The organism is Micromonospora sp. NPDC048907 (assembly GCF_055586885.1).
The window spans coordinates 63,537-83,402 of the sequence record NZ_JBVJHI010000013.1 but is presented as its reverse complement, the minus strand read 5'-3'; the positions used below and the strand labels follow the sequence as shown (position 1 = coordinate 83,402).

Below are 19,866 nucleotides of genomic sequence, written 5' to 3'. Positions count from 1 at the left end.
GGCCGGACGCCGGCGGCACCGACCGCCGTCGGGTCGGTGCGGCGGGAGGCTCGGGCACCGCTCATTGGTAGCACGCCGCCGCCGGAGACGGCGGGCTCTTCGTGGTCAAGATCGCTCACGGTACGACGTCCGGGTGACCGGACCACCGGTGCTCTCGGGCCGATCGCGCCCTGTCCGGATATGAGGGATTCCTGGCCGGACGAAGGCGGCACCGTACGACGATCGGTGGGCAGCATGGAGGCCGGAGACAGCGAGCGCGAACATTTCCGGGAAGGCCAGAAATCATGCCAGAGGTCATCGCGGGGTGGGAGATTCCGGAGACAGCGGCGGTCGCCGAGGCGACCAGGCGCATCCGGGAGACGACCAGCCCGCTCATCTACCACCATTCCCGGCGGGTCTTCCTCTTCGGCCTGATCCACGCGGAGCGGCTCGGCGTGAAACCCGACCGGGAACTGCTCTACCTGGCCGCCATGTTCCACGACACCGGCCTCCTGACCCCGTTCTCCGACGTCGAGCAGCGCTTCGAGGTCGACGGGGCCGACCACGCGCGCACGTTCCTCCTGGACCGGGGTTTCCCGGCGGCCGCCGCGGAGACCGTCTGGACGGCGATCGCGCTGCACACCACGCCGGGCATCCCCGACCGGATGGCCCCGGAGATCGCGACCACGTACCTCGGCGTCCTGACCGACGTGCTCGGCCTCGGCCTCGACGGACTGGACCGCGATCAGCTGGACGAGATCCTCGCCGTCCATCCGCGCGGCGACTTCAAGAACGAGTTCCTGCGGACCTACGTCGAGGGGCTGAGGAACCGGCCCGAGACCACGAACGGCACCGTGAACTCCGACGTGCTCGAACACTTCATCCCCGGCTTCCGCCGGGTGACGACTGTCGAACGCATGCTCGGTTCGCCCTGGCCGAGCTGATCGCCCACGACCACCCCGAACCGAGAATCGCCCTGGAGAGGATCCGAGCATGCGAGCGATCACCGTACGCGACCGCGAGGCGGGTGTCGGCGGGCTCACCCTGACCGACAGGCCCTACCCGCACGCCGCCGAGAACGACGTCATCGTGCGCGTGCACGCCGCAGGCTTCACCCCCGGCGAGCTCGACTGGCCGGCGACGTGGACCGATCGCGCCGGTCGCGACCGGACACCCAGCATCCCCGGGCACGAGCTGTCCGGAGTGGTGGTCGAGCTCGGCTACGGGACCACCGGCCTCACCGTCGGCCAGCGGGTGTTCGGACTGACCGACTGGGCCCGCGACGGGTCCCTCGCCGAATACGCCGCGGTGGAGGCCCGCAACCTCGCTCCCCTCGCGGCCGACATCGACCACACCGTGGCCGCCGCATTGCCCATCTCCGGGCTGACCGCATGGCAGGGACTGTTCGACCACGGCCACCTCACGACCGGCCAGACCGTCCTCATCCACGGCGCCGCGGGCGGTGTCGGCTCGCTCGCCGTCCAACTCGCGCGGGAGGTGGGCGCCCGCGTGATCGGGACCGGCCGGGCCGGCGACCGCGATGTCGCGCTCGGGCTCGGCGCGCACGCCTTCCTCGACCTGGACGCCGACGAGCTGCGGCACGCCGGCGAGGTGGACCTGGTGCTCGACGTCATCGGCGGCGACATCCTCACGCGATCGATCGAACTGGTGCGGCCGGGCGGCACCGTCGTCACCATCGCCGCGCCGCCCACCGTGCAGCCGAAGGGCGGGCGAGCCGTCTTCTTCGTCGTCGAGCCTGATCGCGTCCGGCTCGCCGACCTCGCCCAGCGTGTGCGGACCGGGCGGCTCAACCCCATCGTCGGCGCCGTGCGCCCGCTCACCGAGGCGACCTCCGCGTTCGCCCGCCACCGCCGCACGCCGGGCAAGACGATCATCCAGGTCGCGGCCTAGTGGGGAACGCCGCAGTCGTCATCGGTGCGCGGCTGCCACCGGCCCGCCGATCGCCGGCACGGCATCCGGAGCACCCGCCGTTCATCAGGCGATTCAACCTCCGCGCAAGGTTTGTCCACACCGGCACCGGAAGCCTCTGACGCAGGTGCCCCGGACACCCCGGGGCGACTCTCACAGGAGGTTCCCATGCAGTTCCGGCGAATCGCGACGGTGGGCGCCCTCGCCGCCGGTGGGGTGCTGACGTTCGTCGCGCCGGCCTCGGCGTCGGCGCCGTCGATGCAGGCGGCGGCGAGCCCGCCGTCCGTCTGCCACGGCGACTACTCGTACGACGGCGGCGCGTTCGCCTGCTTCGCGCCCTACGGGGAGCACCTCTGGGTCTGCGACACGGGCTCGGACCACCACCCGGTGGTGAACTACGCGATCAACGGTGGCTCGTGGAGCGGCAACAAGCACTACTACCCCGGCTACGGCAACTGCGTCGACATCGACCTCGACATCGCCGAGACCGGCTACATCACGTTCACCGTCGCGAACTACGAATCGTCCACGTTGGTCAGCGGCAGCCGGCTCTTCGAGGTCTCCGCCGCCGGCTGACACCGCCGGTTCGCCCAGCACCGTCCCGAGCACCACGTCAGCGGGCCCCGCGACTCCTCCGAGTCGCGGGGCCCGTTTCGGTGTCCGTCCCAGAACGTAGGCGCGGGACCCGCGCTATTCGAGTCGGTGAATGTCCCGGGTAGACTGGAACGGTTTCTTGAGCAAATCTTGAATCGCCTGGTCAAGCCGGGAATGGGCGACAGCGGGGGACGGTGTCGGTGGAGTTCAGGCTGCTGGGCGAGGTCGGGGCGGAGATCGACGGCGTCTGGGTCGACCTGGGTCACGCGCGGCAGCGCAGCGTCCTGGCCGTCCTGCTCATCGAGGCGAACCGCGTCGTCCACGTCGACCAGCTTCTCGACCGGGTCTGGGCCGACCATCGTCCGCAGCGCGCCGTGAACTCCCTGTACAGCTACCTGTCCCGGCTGCGGTCCTGCCTCGCCGGAGCCGCGGGTGTCGGGATCTCCCGCCGGTCGGGCGGCTATCTGCTCACCGTGGACCCGGCGGCGGTGGACCTGCACCGGTTTCGCGAGCTGGTCGCCGGGGCCGGTGCCGTGAACGACGACGAGGCGGCACTGCGGCACTTCGACGAGGCGCTCGGCCTGTGGCGCGGCGAGCCATTCGCCCGGCTGGACACCCCGTGGCTCAACGAGACGCGGGAGGCGCTCACGCAGGAGAGGCTGGCCGCGGAACGGGACCGCACGGATGTCGCCCTGCGGCTGGGCCTGCACGCGTCACTCCTGCCGGACCTGCTGCGGGAGACACAGGCCCACCCTCTGGACGAGCGTCTCGCCGGGCAACTCATGCGGGCCCTCTACCGCTGCGGCCGGCAGGCCGAGGCGCTCGACCACTACGACCGGCTCCGGCGCGTCCTGGCGGACGAGACCGGTGTCGACCCCGGACCCGATCTGCAGGCGCTGCACCTGGGCATCCTCAGCGGCGAGCCGACGCTCGCCGCGCCGTCCGGTGAGGCGGCGGTGCCCTACCCGACGCCCCGGCAACTGCCGGCGCCGCCTCCCCTGTTCACCGGCCGCGTCCGCGAACTGGCCACGCTGTCCAGGCTTCTGGAGGGTCAGGCGGATGGCGCGGAGGCCGTCGCCGTCGCGGTGATCGGTGGGATCGGTGGCATCGGCAAGACGTGGCTGGCCCTGCGCTGGGCCTACGACAATCTGGACCGCTTCCCCGACGGTCAGCTCTACGTGAACCTCCGGGGCTTCGACCCCTCCGCCGATCCGGTGTCCCCCGCGGTCGCGCTGCGCGGCTTCCTCGACGCCCTCGCCGTGGCACCCAGGGCCATCCCGAACGGCCTGGACGCACAGGCGGCCCTCTTCCGCAGCCTGATCGCCGGGCGGCGGATGCTGATCGTGCTGGACAACGCCCAGGACACGGCGCAGGTCGTCCCGCTGCTGCCCGGCAGCCCCACCTGCACGGTGCTGGTGACCAGCCGCCGCCGTCTCGGCGGACTCGTCGCGCAGGGCGCGCAGGGATTCACTCTGCCCGTGCTGACCGGCGACGAGGCCCACCACCTGCTGTCCCGCCGGTTCGGGGCGCGCCGCGTCGCGGAGGAACCCGACAGCGTCGCGGCGCTGCTGGACCGGTGCCATGGTCTGCCGCTGGCCCTGAGCATCGTCGCGGCCCGCGCGGCGATGCAGCGTGACCTCCCGCTCCGGGCGCTCGTCGAGGAGTTGTCCGAGGAGGCCACGCGGCTGGACGTCCTGACCACCGGCGAGTTGAGCGCCGACCTGCGGGCGGTCTTCGCCGCCTCGACCCGGGCGTTGCAGCCCCGGGCGGCAGGGCTGTTCCGCCTGCTCGGGCTCACCCCGGGCCCCGACGTCAGCCTGGGGGCCGTGGCGAGTCTGGCCGGCCTGTCCGCGCAGCAGACCCGCACGCTGCTGCACGAACTGCACGAGGCCCACCTGGTCCACCAGCAGACGCCGACGCGATACCGCCTGCACGACCTGGTGCGCCTGTACGCGGCGGAGCAGGTCGAGCGCGACCTCCCCGAGACCGGGCGCCCCGCCCTGCGTCGCATGCTCGACCACTACCTGCACACCGCACACGCGGCAGCCGGCCTGCTCGACCCGCTCCGCGAGCCGATCACCCTGCCGCCCCCGGAGCACCAGCTCACCCTCGATCCGGTCGCCGACCAGGGTCAGGCGCTGGTCTGGTTCCACACCGAGCACGCGGTCCTGCTCAGCATCCTCGACCGGGCGGTCCGGGACGGCCTCGACGCGTACGTCTGGCGGTTGGCCTGGACGCTGGAGAGCTACCTCGACGAGCAGGGGCACTGGCGCGACTGGACGACGACCCAGCTCGCGGCGCTGCGTGCCGCCTCCCGCCTGGACGACCGGCGCTGGCAGGCCTGTTCCCACCGCAGCCTCGGGGTGGCCCACACGCAGCTCGGGGAGCTCGACGAGGCCCACCGGCACCACGCGACGGCGCTCACGCTCTTCGAGGACCTGGGCGACCTGGTGAGCCAGGCGCACACCCACCGAGGGATCGGCTGGGTCTACAACCAGCAGGACCGATGGTCCGACGCCCTCCACCACAACGAACTGGCCCTCGACCTCTACCGGCAGGCCGGGCACCGGGCCGGGCAGGCGCGGGCCGTCAACAACGCCGGGTGGCTGCACGCACAACTGGGCGACCATCACGCGGCGCTGGCGTACTGCGAGCGGGCCGTCGAGCTCAACCAGGAGATCGGCGACCGGCACGCGGAGGCGGGTGCCTGGGACAGCCTGGGCTACACCTACCACCACCTGGGTCGCCACGCGGAGGCCAACGCCTGCTACCAGCGGGCCCTCGACCTGGTCCGCAGCTTCCGGGACCGGTACAACGAGGCGGAGATCCTGACGCATCTCGGGGCGAGCCACCGCGCCGCCGGCGAGGTGGATGTCGCGCGGGACTATCTCCGGCAGGCGGTCACCATTCTCCGCGAACTCGACCATCCGCACGCCGACGAGGTGGCCGGCACGCTGCGCGAACTCGACCGCGCAGCAGCACGGTGAATTGCTCCAGCCATACCGGCCGCATTCCTGCCGGATCCGTTCAAGACACGTTCAAGAATCGCCCAAGCACGCGCGCCGAAGCTTTCTGACGACCCCATCAGTCAGAAATCGGAGGAGCAATGAAAAGCATCCGGATTGCGCTCGTCGCCGCGGTCGCGGTCGCGGCGTCGGCCTTCGGCGTGGCCAGCCCCGCGTACGCCGCGGGCGACACCCAGCTCGGCATCGACGTCGGCAACATCGCCTGGGAGCAGTTCACGTCCACCAATTCCGACGTCCAGGCACGGCTGTCCGAGACGTCGACCGAGGACTGCAACTTCTACAGCGGCTTCTGGGCCGACCCGGCCAACGACCGCTACGACGGCACCGCCTCCACGTACGCCAAGTGCGGCAAGACCACCAACGGCTACATGTACCGCGACGGCACCAAGTCCTGGGGCCCGGTGGCGTGGCGCAAGCGGCCCTGGTGCGCCGACTTCGCGAAGTTCGCCTTCTACTGGGGCGGCGCGAAGTACACCGGCCTCACCGCCGCCGCCGGCAGCTTCCGGACGTACGGCATCAACAACGGCACCTGGCACGGGCGGGGCAGCGGCTACGTCCCGCGCAAGGGTGACGCGGCGGTCTACGACTGGGACGGCAACGGCACCTACGACCACGTCGCCATCGTCACGTCGTACTACGACACCAGCACGGACGGCAACCACTACGTGGTCGGCGGCAACCAGTCGGACGGTGTGACCCACCCGCAGTACAGCAACTGGGCCTCGTCCATCGTCGGCTACGCCTCGCCGGCACCGAAGTAGGCCGCCCGCCCACTCGAGACGCGACACCGGCTCTGCGCCTTCGGCCAGGGCCGGTGTCGTCCGAGCTCGGGGGTGTCGCGGCGGAGCTTCCGTCCAAAAATGTTCTGGCATAGCGTCGGATCCGGGGCGAGTCGTTCGTAGAGCAGGTGAGGGGCGGCCGGAGCGGGCCGCCGGGACTAGGGAGTCATGGGATGACGCGGTACCTGATCTCGTTCAACGACGGCGCGATGGACCACATCCCCGACGAGGAATTGCCCGACGTGGCCAAGGCCTCGCACGCCGTGGTCCAGGAGGCCGTGAACGCCGGCGTGTGGGTTTACGGCGCCGGACTGCAGCGCCAGCGGGCGAGCGTCGTGGCCACCGACGGGATCGTCACCGACGGCCCCTACCCGGAGACCAAGGAGGTCATCGGCGGGTTCTCGATCGTGAAGGTGGACTCACGCGAGGAGGCGCTGGCGTGGGCCGCCAGGATCGCCGCCTCCTGCCGCTGCGCCCAGGAGGTCCGGCAGCTCATGCCCGACCCCGATCAGGACGCGATGCTCCGCCAGGCCGACAGGCGATGGTGACATCCCGACGACGACCGACCGAGCGACGCGCCACCGGCATCCCCGGTCTCGACCCCGCGGTGCCGGCGGAAGACGGGTTCACCGAGGCTGAAGCAGTCCGCGCTCGGCCATGAAGGCGCGCAGCGTCTCGGCGTCCTGCGCGGACATCAGGCGGCGCGGGATCACGGTCGCCGGCATCCGGCCGACGTACACGATCCAGAAGTCAGGGGTGTCCCGTACCTGGGTGACGCCGTCCCAGGCGATGCCGCCGGACTCCGAGCCGCTGCGCATCATGATGTTGTCGTCGGTGATGTCGTAGGCGCCCTCGACCGCGTAGCGGCCGGAGCGGCGCTCGGCGCGTCTGCGCACCCACGGTGCGTAGAGCATCGAGAGCACGCCGGCCAGGACCAGCGCCAGGCACAGCGGCAGGATCCGGTCGCCCCATGCGAGCCCCCACGAGACGGCGAGACCGATCGTCCCGAGCGCCGCCAGCGCCGCGCCGATGTAGCCGTACCTGCGTAGCCGGTCACGGCTGAGCGCAGCGGCCACGCGGCCCGGGTAGGCAGGATCGGCGGGGACGTCGAAGCGGATGTGCACGCCAGAACGATAGTGCCCCGGCACCTTCACTCCCGCCGCGAATCCTTGCGCCGGTCCGGTGGACACCACCACCCCGGCCAGGCCCAGCCCCACGGACGGACGGAACTCGCCGACCCCGATCGTTGCCGGGCCGTCACGCAGGTCGCTCGATCCGGTCCACCGCCGTACGTTCGCGGTCACCGGCGCTACCGCATGCCAGAATGCCCCCAAACCAGGAGCAGAGCTGGCAGGACGGGCGGGCCGATGACGACGAGCAGGGCGGCCGAGCTGGTGCGGGAGCCCGGGGATCCACAGCGCGCCACGCTCCTGGAGCTCTTCTTCGACCTGGTGTTCGTCCTCGCGCTCGCCCAGCTCTCGCGCGGCCTGGCCGAGGATCTCGGGTGGGGCGGCGCGGTATTCGGCCGCGTGTCCCGGTCCCGACCGATCGGCGTCCTCGCGCTGGCCGCCCTGACACCGGCGATGCTCCCCCTGCCGCCAGTCGTGGTCGCCGCCGCTGCCGCCCTCGTCCTGACCGGGATCGCCATCTCCGACGCAGCCCGCGCTCGCCGGCACCCGTCCGAGCCGCCGTCACCACCCGCTTAGCCGGCAGTGTCACCCGTGTCCTGAGACTGATCTGCCACCGACTCCAGCGCTGCTTCCACTCCGTGCGGTCCGAGCCGCTCTGCGGCTACCGCTCGCACGATCCGCTGTCGAGGTGGAAGTACCTCGTGTTGGCCCAGCGGCAGAGCCGGACGCCGACGACGATGCCGGCGATCGTGACCAAGGCGGGGAGGTACCCGCTGGCGACCTGCACGATGGGGATCGCCGGGCAGCCACCCGAGATCGCCCAGCCCGTCCCGAACAGGATTGCGCCGGGGACGACGCCGGCGTGGATGCGACCTGGGGTGCGGCGGACGCGCAACACGGCGAACACCACGACGATGATCGCTACGGCGCCGGCGAAGGCCAGGAACATGCGGGGATCCTGGAAGGTGAACATGCGGTTCAGTTCGGCGTAGTCACCGAACCCGATGTTGGCGACGGTGTAGCCGAGAGCCAGCCCCGCGATGATGTTGGCGACGATGATCCCGCCCCGGGTACGCATCAGATCACCTTCCACAGCAGGAACGACACGAGGACGCCGGTGCCGAAGAAGACGGCAGTCGCCACGATGCTGACCGGCTGTAGCCGGCCACAGCCGTTGAGCCCGTGACCGCTGCTGCACCCTCCGGCGAGACGGGTACCGAAGCCGACGAGTACGCCGCCGACGAACAACGCGCCGGTCATTTCGATCGGCTTGTCGGTCACGATCTGACCGAAGGCGTCGCCCATGTCGAGGCGGAGGTGGAACCGGCCGGCGGTGACCGCCGCCACCCACCCGCCCACGAAGATCGACAGAAGAAGGGCGACCTGGCTGAGCAAGGGCGCCGGGAGCATGCTCGCCAGCGAGAAGCCCGGCGAGGCGGGTGGTCGCCCGCCCTGTCGCGGTGCCCGCGCGCCGCCGTGCGGGGCGGGAGGCGCGGCAGGTGCCGCCGAACCGGCTCCGAACTGGTCGACCGCGGCCGCGGCGAGAGCCTCGGTGAGGACACGTTCGTCAGCGAACTGCTCGTTCACCCGTTCGACCCGACGTTCGGCGCGCCAGTGCAGCACGCGGTCCCACGCACCGGAAACCCCGAAGGATCGATCGGTTGTGACGGCGTAGTTGATGGTGGTGAGAGCCAGCCCGGCAGCCCCCGCCCACCAGGGCCAGTAGTCAGTCATGCTGGACCTGCCATCCATTCACGAGTCGGGTACACCACCGGACCCGCCGAGGCGCCGGTGGAGCCGATGGAGTTCTGGAGAGGTGCGGACCCGGTGCGGACGAGCCGGGCTGGAGCCTTCACCGGGCGCCGGTGCCAGGTGGAGCTCACGGGCCGGCACCGGCTCGAACCGCTGCCTGCGTTGAGCAGGGGGAAGAGGGAGCGGCCCTGAGCGTCCGAGCAGCCCATGTCACTCCGATCTGGCCAGCGCCACCCGGCGAACGGGTGGGATGACATGAGTTAAAGAGGCAGGTCTCGATCAGCAAGCATACATCCGTATGGACGACTGGCGATCGACAAGCGACCATGTCGAACGCCGCTTCGATCAACGGCCCGGGCGCGGCCGGACGGCCATTGTCCATGGTCGACGACCCCGCCGTCGGCCGCCTGAACGGTGACCGCGAGATGCGGCACGCCGGCTCGAATGATGCGGCGGCCTCGACCTGTCACTCGACCAGTGGTACCCATGCGGCGGCGACGGTTCCGTCGCGTCGCGCCTCGGTGAGCCGTTGAGCCGGAAGCGGCTCGGCGTGCGCCGCCTGCGACAGGGGACCAACTCCGTAGACGGCGGCGACGGCGCCCCTCGCCCGTGCGGCGGCCGTCCAGGTGGACGGTATCTCGGCCATGCCGTAGGCGAATACCTGACCGGTCGGGTCATGCAAGGCAAGACCCGTAGCGCGCAGACCCAGACCCCAGGTGGTCACCGTCGCCGGAGGTGTCGCCGACGGCCAGCGCGGCAGGCCCAACAAGACCGCCGCCTCCAACTGCGCCTCGCACCGCGAGCCGGTGAGGGTTTCCGTCCACGCGGCGCTGGCCGGCTCGAACCAGGCGACGGCGACCTCCACCGGTCCGTCGGCGTGAGAAGGCTCCCCCTGCTGTGGGAGGGGAGGAGGAGCAGACCACGGCCCCTCCTGGCTCGTCACCCACAGGTGCAGCCGCTCACCGCCGCGGCGTTTCGCATCATCGGCGACGGCAAGCACCCATGCGTCGCTGACCTGGTCTCGGGCGCCAGAGTGATCCGGGTGGTCGACCGATGGACTCGGCTCCGTAGCACCTGCGCACTCCGCAGCCGGTGATCCATCCGACACCTCTCGCGATGGTGCTGATGTCCCAGGGCGGCCTACGTTCACCGGTTGCGTGGGCCTGGGTACTGCCGCCGGTACGGGCCGGAACACGTCGACCCCGTTCGGCAGGAGCGTGATCGGCACGAGCTGGCCGGTCCGGTACAGCTGGTACCGGACGCACGTCCGCCAGCCCTCGGCGTTGTCGCAGTAGTGGTTGCGCCAGGCGCTCAAGCTCGCGTTGAGCAGGGGGAACAGGGGGCAGTCCTGAGCGTGTGAGCAGCCCATGTCACTCCGATCTGGCCAGCGGCACCCGCGAATGGGTGGAATGGCATGAGTTGGAGGGGCAGGTCTCGGTCAGCAAGCATACATACCGTATGGACGCCTGACGATCGACAGGCGACCATGTCGAACGCCGCCGCTGGATCACCGACGCATCGTACGGTCGCAACCCGTCCTGTTCTGGTCCCCTCTCCCGCGGCTCCGGCTGTCATTCCCGCCGACGGCGGCAGTTCGTGATGCGAGTGATGGGTGCGAGCCATGAGGTAAGGACTGCCGGTTGACGACGAACGCCGACAACCTGTTCGCGGCACCTATCGCCTTCCCTGTGTTACATCGGGTGCGAGGCACCGTGAGTGCCCTCCCGATGGGCGTGGGAATGGGCCGCGATCACCAGGCGGTACCCCGAGGGCAGGGTTGTCGTGGGCACCGTCACCAGAGTTTTCCCAGGCAACCGCGAGTACACGGTCATGCTCGACGATTGCTGGTCGGCGGTCGAGTATGAGGACAACGCGCCGCCGGTCGGCTGGACCGGCCCGTTCCGTGTGACCCGTCTGCTGGAGTGGACCCACCGAATCTGCTGACCCCGACGGCGTAGGGATCGACCCGAGGGCTGGGCAGAACCACGTCGATCGCGCCGAGCGCCTCCGGGTCGGCGGCGGGCTGACGTACTCGACCCGGCAGTCGAGGCCGAGGCGATCGTCCGGTGCAAGCCGCGCGACGCCTCAAGTCATTCTCAAATCCAGCTCGGCCGATCCGCGGAAGCGACGAACCTGCATACGCTCGGCGCAACCCGGCTCACTCACGGTCCTCCCCGACCCCGTCACGGCGGCGACCACCGTCGTGCACGGGCCGACCCTGCGCGAGCCCGGCGTGACCGTCACGCATGGACGGCCTGACCCGCAGCCTGGCCGGCCACCGCGTCAACCGCACGTCGCAAGCAGAAGGAGGGGAGTATGCGCCACACACGACGACGCATCGCGCTTTTCGCGCTGCCCACCCTGGTGGGAAGCGTCCTCATGGCAACCGGGCCCGCGGGTGCGGATGCCGCCGGGCCGGCAGCCGCGGCCGGTTCAGGACGATCCGGCCTTGAGGTTCCGGAGGCCGCACGCCTCGTACACATCAAGCTGACCGGCGCCGACATGCTGGACAAGGTGGCCGCCGCCGGCTTCGACCTCGAACACGGTCTGAAGCGCGTGCCGACGGGCATCGAAGGCGAGGCGGTGGCGACCGCCGAGCAGGTCGCCGAACTCGAGGCGCTGGGCGTCGAGATCCTCGGCGACAGCGAGGGCTTCGCCTGGAGCGAGGAGGCCGACGGTGGCCTCCAGACACTCCGCACGACTGCCGTCCAGCCGCTCACCCACCAGGAGACGGTACGGATCGCCCGCGCCGACTGGTTCACGACGAAGGGCCAGGGCTTCCTCTACGTCGAGGCACGGACCACCGAAGGGGCGCAGACGAGCCCGGTCGTCGGGATGCAGCTCGAGAACGACTCGGGCGCGGGCACCCCGTTCGGCTCCGCGCGGACCATGAGCCGGTTCGTCGACTCCGGGCAGTACATGTTCCACCGGAACCTGTTCAAGCTCGACGCCCGCCCGAGCCAGATCCGGGTCACGAGCTCGACGGGAGGCGTCGCCACCGGCTACGTCTCCAACTGGCTCGAGGACGGCGCGGCGCCGCTGACGGCGAACCCCGCCTACAAGTGGGACTTCGTCGACGGTTACCGGCACCCGCAGCAGCTCTTCAGCCGCGCCGAGGAGATCGCCCACCAGTACCCGGACATCGCCGAGATCGTCTACCTGCCGAACAAGACGAACGGCTACCAGCGGAAGGCGCAGGCCACGATCGGCGGCACCGGGCAGAGCGCTGTCGTCGTCAGCTCGGCGGCCTGGGGCCACGAGGGCGGCAACGACATCACCGTCGAGTTCGTGGACCGGCCGGGGGCGAACCTCCCGCTCGGTGTCGAGGTTGCGGGCAAGGCGATCCGCGTCCTCCTCGCGAAGGACGCTTCCGGTGAGCCGGCGAGCACAGCCGCACAGGTGGCGGCGGCACTGGAAAGCCAGTCTCAGGGCCTGATCGACCGGGCGCACCCGTACCGGACCAACGCGGGCACCGGCATCGTCGCGGCGACCTCGGGCCCGGTCGCGCTGACCGACTTCCTCGACCAGAAGCGCGTCGGCGCGCCGGAGGGTGAGGTGCCGCGCGGCCCGGCCACGATCCCCGTCCTACGGATCGGCAAGCACCGCGACGGCAGGAACCCGGGCGTGCTGATCCAGGCGCAGGACCACGCCCGCGAATGGGTGCCCGCGACGACAAGCCTGGAGTCGGCCGAGCGTCTGGTGCACAACTACAGGTCCGACCGGGAGACCAAGAAGATCGTCGACAACACCGACATCTTCTTCATCCTGTCCAACAACCCGGACGGGGCGAACTACAGCTTCTACAACTTCGCCTCGCAGCGCCGGAACATGACGAACCACTGCCCGGACGACAACGCCGATCCGGCCCGGCGCAACTCCTGGGGCGTCGATTTGAACCGGAACTACCGGGTCGGATCGGCCCACGACGGCTACTCGGGCGGGTCGAACAGCTGCGTCAGCGACACCTACCAGGGCCCGGAGAAGCTGTCCGAGCCGGAGTCGAAGAACATCATCTGGCTGGTCGAGAAGTACTCGAACATCAAGTTCATGATGTCGGTGCACTCCAACGGCGGCCAGCTGTTCTGGCAGCCGGGCGCCTACATCGCGGACGGGCGGATCACCACGCCGCGTCCGCCCCTGGGTGACGAGGCGTTCTACTGGCAGTCGGCCGCCCGGATCCTGTCGCAGGTGAAGGCGCACCGGCAGACCGTCGTCACGCCGGAGAACGTCGGCGGCTCGTCGGACGTCCTCTACTCCTCCGCGGGCAACGTGCGCGAGGACCTTTACTACACGTACGGGATCTACGCCTTCGGCTGGGAGGTCGGCGGCTCGGTCTACAACCCGGCCACCGGCAACTGGCAGGGCGGTTCGTTCCAGCCGGCGTGGGTGGGCGACCCGGACCTCGTCAGCGGCCACTCGGAGACGATGGAGTACGCCAACGGCATCATGGAGATGTTCCGGATCGCGGCGGACTGGGGCAAGGACCACCAGAAGCCGACGTCCCAGCTCGTACCCGGCGGCGGCAGGTACACCACGCCCGTCGACGTGCGCTTCGAGACGAGCGAGCCGGCCACCATCTACTACACGACGGACGGCAGCCGGCCGACCCTCGATTCGCCGCGCTACGCGGCGACCGAGTTCCGTGAGCCGGGGCAGGTGTTCCACGTGACCGAGACGACCACGTTCCACTGGTTCTCGGTCGACAGCGCCGGCAACATCGAGCAGAACTACGACCCGTCGAAGAACGACAGGCGCAACAACTACCGTACGGCGACGATCACGATCGCCCAGCAGTAGTCAGAACGCACAGCGTCATCTCGTGATCATTGCCTCGTCAGTGAGGGCCCGCCCTCGCTGACGAGGCAATGGCCCTTCGAGCAGCGGTTTTATTCCGCACGACGGGGTGGCCAGGGTCACCGGCCCCACCTCCGCGATAAGTGGACGGCTCTCGTCCCCTTGAACTAGCTTCGCCAACCGGACGACAGTCGTCCGGCTGCGGTCCTGAGGAACCCGGCCGCAACCAGCAGCTAAAAATGTGGAGGCAAGGCATGAACTCCCAGCGTTTTACCGGCAAGGTCGTTCTCGTCACCGGCGCCACCTCAGGGATGGGCCGAGCTCTCGCCGAACGGGTCGCCGCGGAGGGCGCGAAGGTCGTTCTGGCGGCGCGCGGCAGGGACGCGGGAGAGGCGCTCGTCGCCGAGCTGCGGTCCGCCGGCCGAGAGGCGATCTTCGTGCCGACCGACGTGACCAGCGCCGCCGAGGTGGAACAGGTGGTGGCGCGCACCCTCGACCACTACGGCCGGCTCGACGGCGCCTTCAACAACGTTGGCGCCGCCACCGCGATGGGTCCGGTCACCGAGATCGACGAGGACGCCTGGAACGCCGAGGTGGCACTCAACCTGAACAGCGTCTTCTTCGGGTTGAAGTACCAGATTCCCGCGCTGCAGGCGTCCGGTGGCGGCGCCATCGTCAACAACGCCTCCACCACCGGCGTCACCGGCGCGGCGGGGATGGCGCCCTACAGTGCCACCAAGCACGGGGTCGTCGGGCTCACCCGGTCGGCGGCACTCGATGTCGCCGCGTCGGGTGTGCGGATCAACGCTCTCGTCACCGGCGGCGTGGACACCCCGCTGCTGCGGGGCAACCTCGGCCCGGACCCGGAAGCGAGCCTCCGGGCCGGCAGCGCGATGCACCCGGTGGGACGCATCGGGCGGCCCGAGGAGATCGCGGCGTTCGTGGCCTTCCTCCTGAGCGACGACGCCCCCTTCATCACCGGGAGCGCGCTCGCGATCGACGGGGGTCTCACCGCCGGCTGACGCGGGGTGAGACCCCTTCCACCGACGTTGCCGGAAGGACAGAGCTCTCCGGTGGACGATTCCGGCACCAGTCGGGATCTGCAGCCGGAGACCTCGCCCGCCAGCGCCTCGCCGGTTGTCCGGAGGCTGCGCCCGGGTGCCTCCGAGCAGCCAGTGAACAGGATTCGGACGGAAGCCGTCCGGTTGCGGTATGCTGTTCTGATGCCTGATCTGGACCGCGAGCCGAACGTCCGGTCGGACGCGCGACGCAACCGGCGCCAGCTCATCGCCGCGACGCGGGAGGCGATCGCCGCACGGGGGCTCGACGTCTCGGCGCTCGACATCGCGACGGCGGCCGGCGTGGGGGTTGGCACGCTCTACCGGCGTTTCGGCACCAAGGAAACGCTGCTCAACGCGGTGGTGCTCAGCCTCTATGACGAGTTGTGCGACATCGCGCGGGAGTGCATGGAACGCGCGGATCCCTGGGACGGCCTGGCCGAGTTCGTGGTGGAGCTGGCTCGAGCCCACCGGGAGAGCCGCGGACTGGCCGAGGTCACCGCCGAGTGCGAAGGCCCCCCGTCGCCCGAGGTAGCACAGCGGACCGCCGCCCTTCAGGACGCGGTCGCCCAACTGACCGAACGGGCACACGCCGCGGGCGCACTACGCGCCGACGTGACCTGGCAGGACATCCTCATCTGCTCCCGCGCCCCACTGGACATCGACCACTGCCTGGGCGTCGACGCGGGACCCGACGGCTGGCGTCGCGTCGTCACCATCCTGCTCGACGGGATACGCGCTCCCGGACGTACCCCGCTCGAGGGGCCTGCGCCGCGGATCCACCGGGCGGCCTGACGCGCCCAGCGCGGGTAGGACATTTCACACAAGCAGCGCAGTGGTTCAGTACACGTCATCGTCCGCCTCGTCGAGGTATTCGGCGTCGATCTGATGTGCGGCCAGGACCTCGGCTGCCTGATCCGGCCGGCCCTGAGCACGCAAGGCTCGCGCGAGGAGGGCACCGGCTGACCAGCCGTACTCGTCGGGATCCTCCGCCAGCACCTCGCGCGCCTCCGACTCCGCGGCGGCCGGATCACCGGCGCGAAGTCGCAGGCGCGCCCGTTGAAACCGGACAGCCCGGCGCTCGTCGGCCAACTCGTCGGGGCTGAACAGGGTCACGGCCACCTCGAGTCGGGCGAGCGCCTCGTCGATGCGGTCGGCCGCGGCCAGCAGGCGGGCAGCGGCGGCCTGGACGTTCCCCGCCTGCTCCGCTGGTGGTTGCCTGGCAACGTTACGCAGGGTGTCAACGCGCTTCAGTACGGTCCATGCGTGCTCGCTGGGCGGTCGACGGGCAAGCAGCACGAGCGCCTTGCTCAACACCCGCAATTCCGCTTCGGTGGTGCCGCTGGCGCGATGGCGATCGGCGGCGGCGAGCAGGTGGGTGACAGCTTGCTCGCCGCGCGTCGAGCCGGCGGCGTCCTCCAGGATCACCTCCAGCGGCGGCACTCCTTCGGGCAGGTGCTCCATCTCGCTGAGCTGGGTGAGGAGCGCTTCGGCGGAGTCCCGGTGGTGATACGCCCTTCGATACAGCTCCCACAGCAGGTAGCGGCAGCGAGCGGCGTCGTCGCGCAGACCGGCACGGTCGAGGCTGCGGACCGCCTCCTCGGCGGCTTCGACCGCGTCCTCCCACCGGCCGGCGTTACGCAGCGCGTGTGCGACGTCGAGCCGGGCCCGCGCCGCGCCGGCGGCGTCGCCGGCGCCGGTCAGCACGGCCACCCGCTCGACGAGGGCCACGAGCTTCGGGTCGGTGGCCCGCGCGGTGTCGGCCGAGCACCCGGCGAGAACGGTGAGCGGCAGCCGCTCGATCACCGGCTCGGCGGCCATCCGCGCCTCGATCCGGTTGCTCTGGTGCCGGTTGCCGTTGCGGGCGTCGAACCGGGCGGCGATGGTGCGGGCCTGTCGGGCCACCTCGTCGTGGACCTCGGCCACCGTCGCGTCCCAGCGGCGGGTGCCGTCGTCGGAACGGCGGGACACCACGAGATCACCGCGCCCCGACGCCCGCAGCCGGCCAAGGACCAGTGCGGCGGAGGCGGCGAACTCCATCGCCGCGTAGGGCGATGAGGGCCGTTCCAGCCAGCTCAGGTGCCGTTCGACAAGCTCCAGCCCGCGCGGCTCATTGCCGGTCAGCCCGCAGAACAGCACATGCTGGGCGAGGTTGTCGAGGTGGTGCCGGTCGTCCCGGATCCGCCGATAGCCCTCCCGGTGCGCCTCGACGGCCTCGTCGAAGCGGCCGGTACGCAGGTACGGCGTGAGAAGCTCGCTGAGCATCCATTGAGGCTGTTCGCTGCAGCCGCCGCGCTTGAACGGCTCCCCCACGGTAATGGCCTCCTCGAAGCGGTCGAGGGAGGTGAGGTGCCGGACCTGTCCCGAGGGGACGCACGCCGAGCAGTCCGACAAGTTGTCGCGCTTGGCGGGGAGCATCCGGTCGTACGAGTCCTGCGCCGCCGCCATGTCCCCGACGTGGTGCGCGACCAGCCAGCGGTGCTGGTGGACAGCGTGCAGGCTGTGGCCGGCAAGCTGGTACCGGCGCTGCATGTCGTCGAGGACCGCCATGGTGCGATCCATGGGGATGTCGGGGAACTGTGGCAGTGCCCAGACGATCCACTTGAAGTCCCACAGCAGGCGGTGGGCGTACTGACGGCCGACCACCTCTGGTTGCTTGTCGAAGACCGACAGGCACCAGGAGAAGGCGAGGAACGCCCGGGTGGGGTCACCGCCGTGGTGGAAGTCGCTGATCGCGTTCATCCGGGCAGAGAAGGCGAACGGGATGTCTCCTGCGGCGTCGGCGTGCCGGAAGACCGCGTCCAGCGCCGCGAAGCGCGCCGGGCCGCGCGGAAGCGCGTACGCCTGGGCTAGCCGCTCGTGCAGCTCGCTCGACGAGGTGGTCATCGCGGCTGTCCCATCGCTCGGGCGAGCAGGCCGAGGAACGACTGGTTCAAGGCCGCGGTGTCCGCCGGTCGCAGCGGCTGGTGGCCCAGCAGCAGCGCCTGCACGTAGAGGCCCTCGACCGCCAACGTGGTGAGTTCCTCGTCGGAAGCGGCGACCGCTTGGCGGACCAGCGGGTTGCGATAGTTGAAGACCAGCTGCGGACGGTCGGTGCGGTCCTGAGTGAAGGTGCCCAGGATCGACGACCACAGCGCGTCGGCCTGTTCCTGCCCCTGACGCAGGTCGACCGCCAGCGCGGTGTCACCGTCGAGCAGGTGCAGCGCCGGCAGGCTGGCCGGATCGAAGGCGCGGACGAGAACCTCGACGCCGAGTGGGTCGAGGGTGCGTTGCGCCAGGGTCTGGAAGGGGCGCACCGCGAGATCGGCCTCGGGGTCGAGCGGTTCCAGTCGGGTCGCGAGGTCACTCGCGGTGAGCAGCTCGGTGACGATCGCCGGGTCGAGGTCGGGCAGCCGGCCCAGCAGCTGTGCGTCGTACACGTAGCCGGCGTTGACCACGGCGATGCCCTGCGCGGCGGCGACGGCGGCGAGCTGGCGAAACTCGTCGACCGACGGCGTGTACCGCACCACCGAGTGCCGCTCACGGAACTCGGCGAGGGTGAGCGGGCCCATGTTCGTCTCGAACGGCCACCACTGGTCGACCAGCCGTAGCATCTCGTCATCGTGCACGGCGAGCGCCTTGACGCCGAGATGGTGAACCCGCAGGAAGGCCTGCAGCCGTCGGGGATCAGTGCGTCCCAGCCGGGTGAGCCAGCCTCGCAGGCAGTCACCCAGGGACTCGCGGACCTGGTCGAGCAGGGCGTCCTCGTAGAGAGCCTCCCGGCTCGCGGTCGGCCGCAGTTCGCCCGTGTCGACCACGCAGCGGACGAAGAACGCCCAGTCGGGCAGCAACCGTTCGATGTCCTCGGAGAGCAGCATCTGCTTGAGGTAGACCCGGTGGGCCGCCCGCGCCGCCGGGCTGGCCGGCATGGGCAGTACGAACGCCACCCCGCGCAGCCCCGCCGCGGGCACCGCCAGGTCGATCACGTCGAACGGCGCGAACCCGAACACCTCCCGGGCGTACGCGTCGACGCGCGCCCGGCGGGCCGCCGGCGTCTCCGCGGCGTCGGTCTCCCACGGCGCCAACCCGGTGGTGATCAGCCTGTCGTCGACGTGCACCGGGAGGGGCAGCATGGAGCCGTACAGGGACGCGATCTCGATGACGGCGTCCCGGCGTAGCCAGTGCTCCTCGCCCCGCCGCGGCACAAGGGTGACCCTGGTGCCCTGCTCGGCACGGTCCCGCTCCGCCGGAGCAAGGCGCAGCTCGTAGCGCCCGTCGGCGTACCCGGTCCACTCGACGGTCGGCGAGCCGGCCGCGCGGGTGCTGACCCTGATCTCGTCGGCAACCAGGAAGCAGGAGAGCAGGCCGATGCCGAACTGCCCGAGGAACTCGTGCCGGGCGAATCCCAGCTCGTCCCGCTTGGAGCTACGGCCGATGGTGGCCAGCAGCTCGTGCACCTGCGCCTCGGTCAGGCCGACGCCCGTGTCCTCGACGCACAGGGTCCCGTCCCCCGTGGTCTCCGGAGGATGGATCCGGATCACGCCCGGAGCAGCGGGGTCGATCACTCGCCGTGCGGTGATGGCGTCGACGGCGTTCTGCAGCAGCTCCCGGACGTAGACGCGAGGGCTGGCGTACAGGTGATGACTGAGCAGGTCGACGATGCCGCGCAGGTCGACGTGGAACGTGTGACTCACCACGAACTCCCCCATGATCCGGTCGGGAGCACCTTAGCGGCTGCGGCTATCGCGAGACACCCCGTGCGTGGGCCTCCGCAACGGCCCGCTCCCGAGGCTCCCTCAGCCTCTGAATCGCGGCTCCGGATCTGGTGCCAGGTCGCCACCCGCAG

General features: G+C 70.6%; 17 protein-coding genes. 11 read left to right on the top strand and 6 right to left on the bottom strand.

Annotation, left to right across the window (positions count from 1 at the left end):
• The first annotated feature begins 284 nt into the window (after positions 1-284).
• The 6 genes from ACZ6PY_RS30020 (at position 285) to ACZ6PY_RS29995 (ending at position 6,855) form a co-directional block, all read left to right on the top strand.
• Entirely contained in the window at positions 285-923 is a 639-nt protein-coding gene (locus ACZ6PY_RS30020) for an HD domain-containing protein (RefSeq protein WP_466078531.1), read from the top strand.
• A 49-nt stretch (positions 924-972) separates the two neighbouring features.
• Positions 973-1,890 carry an NADP-dependent oxidoreductase gene (locus tag ACZ6PY_RS30015; RefSeq protein ID WP_466078528.1) on the top strand — a complete coding sequence of 306 codons (918 nt, stop codon included), beginning with the start codon at positions 973-975 and terminating at the stop codon, positions 1,888-1,890.
• Between the two features lie 186 nt (positions 1,891-2,076).
• A complete protein-coding gene (locus tag ACZ6PY_RS30010; protein WP_466078525.1) occupies positions 2,077-2,484 on the top strand; it encodes a hypothetical protein in 408 nt (135 codons plus the stop codon).
• 218 nt (positions 2,485-2,702) lie between these two features.
• Complete coding sequence (locus ACZ6PY_RS30005; protein ID WP_466078522.1) at positions 2,703-5,489, top strand: AfsR/SARP family transcriptional regulator; 2,787 nt, start codon at positions 2,703-2,705, stop codon at positions 5,487-5,489.
• Between the two features lie 119 nt (positions 5,490-5,608).
• Positions 5,609-6,289, top strand: coding sequence for a CHAP domain-containing protein (locus ACZ6PY_RS30000; protein WP_466078519.1), 681 nt, complete (start codon positions 5,609-5,611; stop codon positions 6,287-6,289).
• A 191-nt stretch (positions 6,290-6,480) separates the two neighbouring features.
• The gene (locus ACZ6PY_RS29995; RefSeq protein ID WP_466078516.1) at positions 6,481-6,855 is read left to right on the top strand and encodes a YciI family protein; all 375 of its coding nucleotides are present in this window, start codon (positions 6,481-6,483) and stop codon (positions 6,853-6,855) included.
• A 78-nt stretch (positions 6,856-6,933) separates the two neighbouring features.
• Here ACZ6PY_RS29995 and ACZ6PY_RS29990 read toward each other — a convergent pair whose 3' ends face one another.
• Positions 6,934-7,431: a YcxB family protein gene (locus tag ACZ6PY_RS29990; protein ID WP_466078587.1), complete on the bottom strand. Its 498-nt coding sequence runs from the start codon at positions 7,429-7,431 to the stop codon at positions 6,934-6,936.
• A 243-nt stretch (positions 7,432-7,674) separates the two neighbouring features.
• Between ACZ6PY_RS29990 and ACZ6PY_RS29985 the strand changes: the two genes are divergently transcribed.
• Positions 7,675-8,013, top strand: a complete 339-nt coding sequence (locus tag ACZ6PY_RS29985) for a low temperature requirement protein A (RefSeq protein WP_466078513.1) — start codon at positions 7,675-7,677, stop codon at positions 8,011-8,013.
• A gap of 85 nt (positions 8,014-8,098) precedes the next feature.
• Here the strand turns inward: ACZ6PY_RS29985 and ACZ6PY_RS29980 are convergent, their stop codons facing one another.
• The 3 genes from ACZ6PY_RS29980 to ACZ6PY_RS29970 all read right to left on the bottom strand — a co-directional run bounded on the left by ACZ6PY_RS29980 (position 8,099) and on the right by ACZ6PY_RS29970 (position 10,189).
• Positions 8,099-8,515, bottom strand: coding sequence for a YeeE/YedE thiosulfate transporter family protein (locus ACZ6PY_RS29980; RefSeq protein ID WP_466078510.1), 417 nt, complete (start codon positions 8,513-8,515; stop codon positions 8,099-8,101).
• Positions 8,515-9,171, bottom strand: a complete 657-nt coding sequence (locus tag ACZ6PY_RS29975; RefSeq protein WP_466078507.1) for a YeeE/YedE family protein — start codon at positions 9,169-9,171, stop codon at positions 8,515-8,517. Before ACZ6PY_RS29975 ends, ACZ6PY_RS29980 begins: the two co-directional genes overlap by 1 nt.
• 484 nt (positions 9,172-9,655) lie before the next feature.
• Complete coding sequence (locus ACZ6PY_RS29970; protein ID WP_466078504.1) at positions 9,656-10,189, bottom strand: hypothetical protein; 534 nt, start codon at positions 10,187-10,189, stop codon at positions 9,656-9,658.
• A gap of 782 nt (positions 10,190-10,971) precedes the next feature.
• Between ACZ6PY_RS29970 and ACZ6PY_RS29965 the strand changes: the two genes are divergently transcribed.
• From ACZ6PY_RS29965 to ACZ6PY_RS29950, 4 genes are all read left to right on the top strand, one after another.
• Positions 10,972-11,133 carry a hypothetical protein gene (locus tag ACZ6PY_RS29965; protein ID WP_466078501.1) on the top strand — a complete coding sequence of 54 codons (162 nt, stop codon included), beginning with the start codon at positions 10,972-10,974 and terminating at the stop codon, positions 11,131-11,133.
• A gap of 558 nt (positions 11,134-11,691) precedes the next feature.
• Positions 11,692-13,986, top strand: coding sequence for a M14 family metallopeptidase (locus ACZ6PY_RS29960; protein WP_466078498.1), 2,295 nt, complete (start codon positions 11,692-11,694; stop codon positions 13,984-13,986).
• Positions 13,987-14,237: 251 nt separating this feature from the next.
• On the top strand, positions 14,238-15,005 hold the full coding sequence (locus ACZ6PY_RS29955) for a glucose 1-dehydrogenase (protein ID WP_466078495.1): 768 nt from the start codon (positions 14,238-14,240) through the stop codon (positions 15,003-15,005).
• Between the two features lie 201 nt (positions 15,006-15,206).
• Positions 15,207-15,836 carry a TetR/AcrR family transcriptional regulator gene (locus ACZ6PY_RS29950; RefSeq protein ID WP_466078492.1) on the top strand — a complete coding sequence of 210 codons (630 nt, stop codon included), beginning with the start codon at positions 15,207-15,209 and terminating at the stop codon, positions 15,834-15,836.
• 45 nt (positions 15,837-15,881) lie between these two features.
• On the opposite strand, the gene ACZ6PY_RS29945 is transcribed toward ACZ6PY_RS29950, so the two are convergent.
• Together ACZ6PY_RS29945 and ACZ6PY_RS29940 are read right to left on the bottom strand one after the other, a co-directional pair.
• Entirely contained in the window at positions 15,882-17,927 is a 2,046-nt protein-coding gene (locus ACZ6PY_RS29945) for a tetratricopeptide repeat protein (protein ID WP_466078489.1), read from the bottom strand.
• Complete coding sequence (locus ACZ6PY_RS29940) at positions 17,924-19,714, bottom strand: HSP90 family protein (RefSeq protein WP_466078486.1); 1,791 nt, start codon at positions 19,712-19,714, stop codon at positions 17,924-17,926. The genes ACZ6PY_RS29945 and ACZ6PY_RS29940 overlap by 4 nt, the downstream gene beginning before the upstream one ends.
• Positions 19,715-19,866: the final 152 nt, after the last annotated feature.

What these genes read in the sequence shown, in the direction of transcription:
- ACZ6PY_RS29960 (WP_466078498.1), top strand. Translation starts at nt 11,692, where the DNA reads ATGCTGGACAAGGTGGCCGCCGCCGGCTTCGACCTCGAACACGGTCTG.
- ACZ6PY_RS29995 (WP_466078516.1), top strand. Translation starts at nt 6,481, where the DNA reads ATGACGCGGTACCTGATCTCGTTCAACGACGGCGCGATGGACCACATC.
- ACZ6PY_RS30010 (WP_466078525.1), top strand. Translation starts at nt 2,077, where the DNA reads ATGCAGTTCCGGCGAATCGCGACGGTGGGCGCCCTCGCCGCCGGTGGG.
- ACZ6PY_RS29945 (WP_466078489.1), bottom strand. Translation starts at nt 17,927, where the DNA reads ATGACCACCTCGTCGAGCGAGCTGCACGAGCGGCTAGCCCAGGCGTAC.
- ACZ6PY_RS29985 (WP_466078513.1), top strand. Translation starts at nt 7,675, where the DNA reads ATGACGACGAGCAGGGCGGCCGAGCTGGTGCGGGAGCCCGGGGATCCA.
- ACZ6PY_RS30015 (WP_466078528.1), top strand. Translation starts at nt 973, where the DNA reads ATGCGAGCGATCACCGTACGCGACCGCGAGGCGGGTGTCGGCGGGCTC.
- ACZ6PY_RS29975 (WP_466078507.1), bottom strand. Translation starts at nt 9,171, where the DNA reads ATGACTGACTACTGGCCCTGGTGGGCGGGGGCTGCCGGGCTGGCTCTC.
- ACZ6PY_RS30000 (WP_466078519.1), top strand. Translation starts at nt 5,609, where the DNA reads ATGAAAAGCATCCGGATTGCGCTCGTCGCCGCGGTCGCGGTCGCGGCG.
- ACZ6PY_RS29955 (WP_466078495.1), top strand. Translation starts at nt 14,238, where the DNA reads ATGAACTCCCAGCGTTTTACCGGCAAGGTCGTTCTCGTCACCGGCGCC.
- ACZ6PY_RS29980 (WP_466078510.1), bottom strand. Translation starts at nt 8,515, where the DNA reads ATGCGTACCCGGGGCGGGATCATCGTCGCCAACATCATCGCGGGGCTG.
- ACZ6PY_RS30020 (WP_466078531.1), top strand. Translation starts at nt 285, where the DNA reads ATGCCAGAGGTCATCGCGGGGTGGGAGATTCCGGAGACAGCGGCGGTC.
- ACZ6PY_RS29950 (WP_466078492.1), top strand. Translation starts at nt 15,207, where the DNA reads ATGCCTGATCTGGACCGCGAGCCGAACGTCCGGTCGGACGCGCGACGC.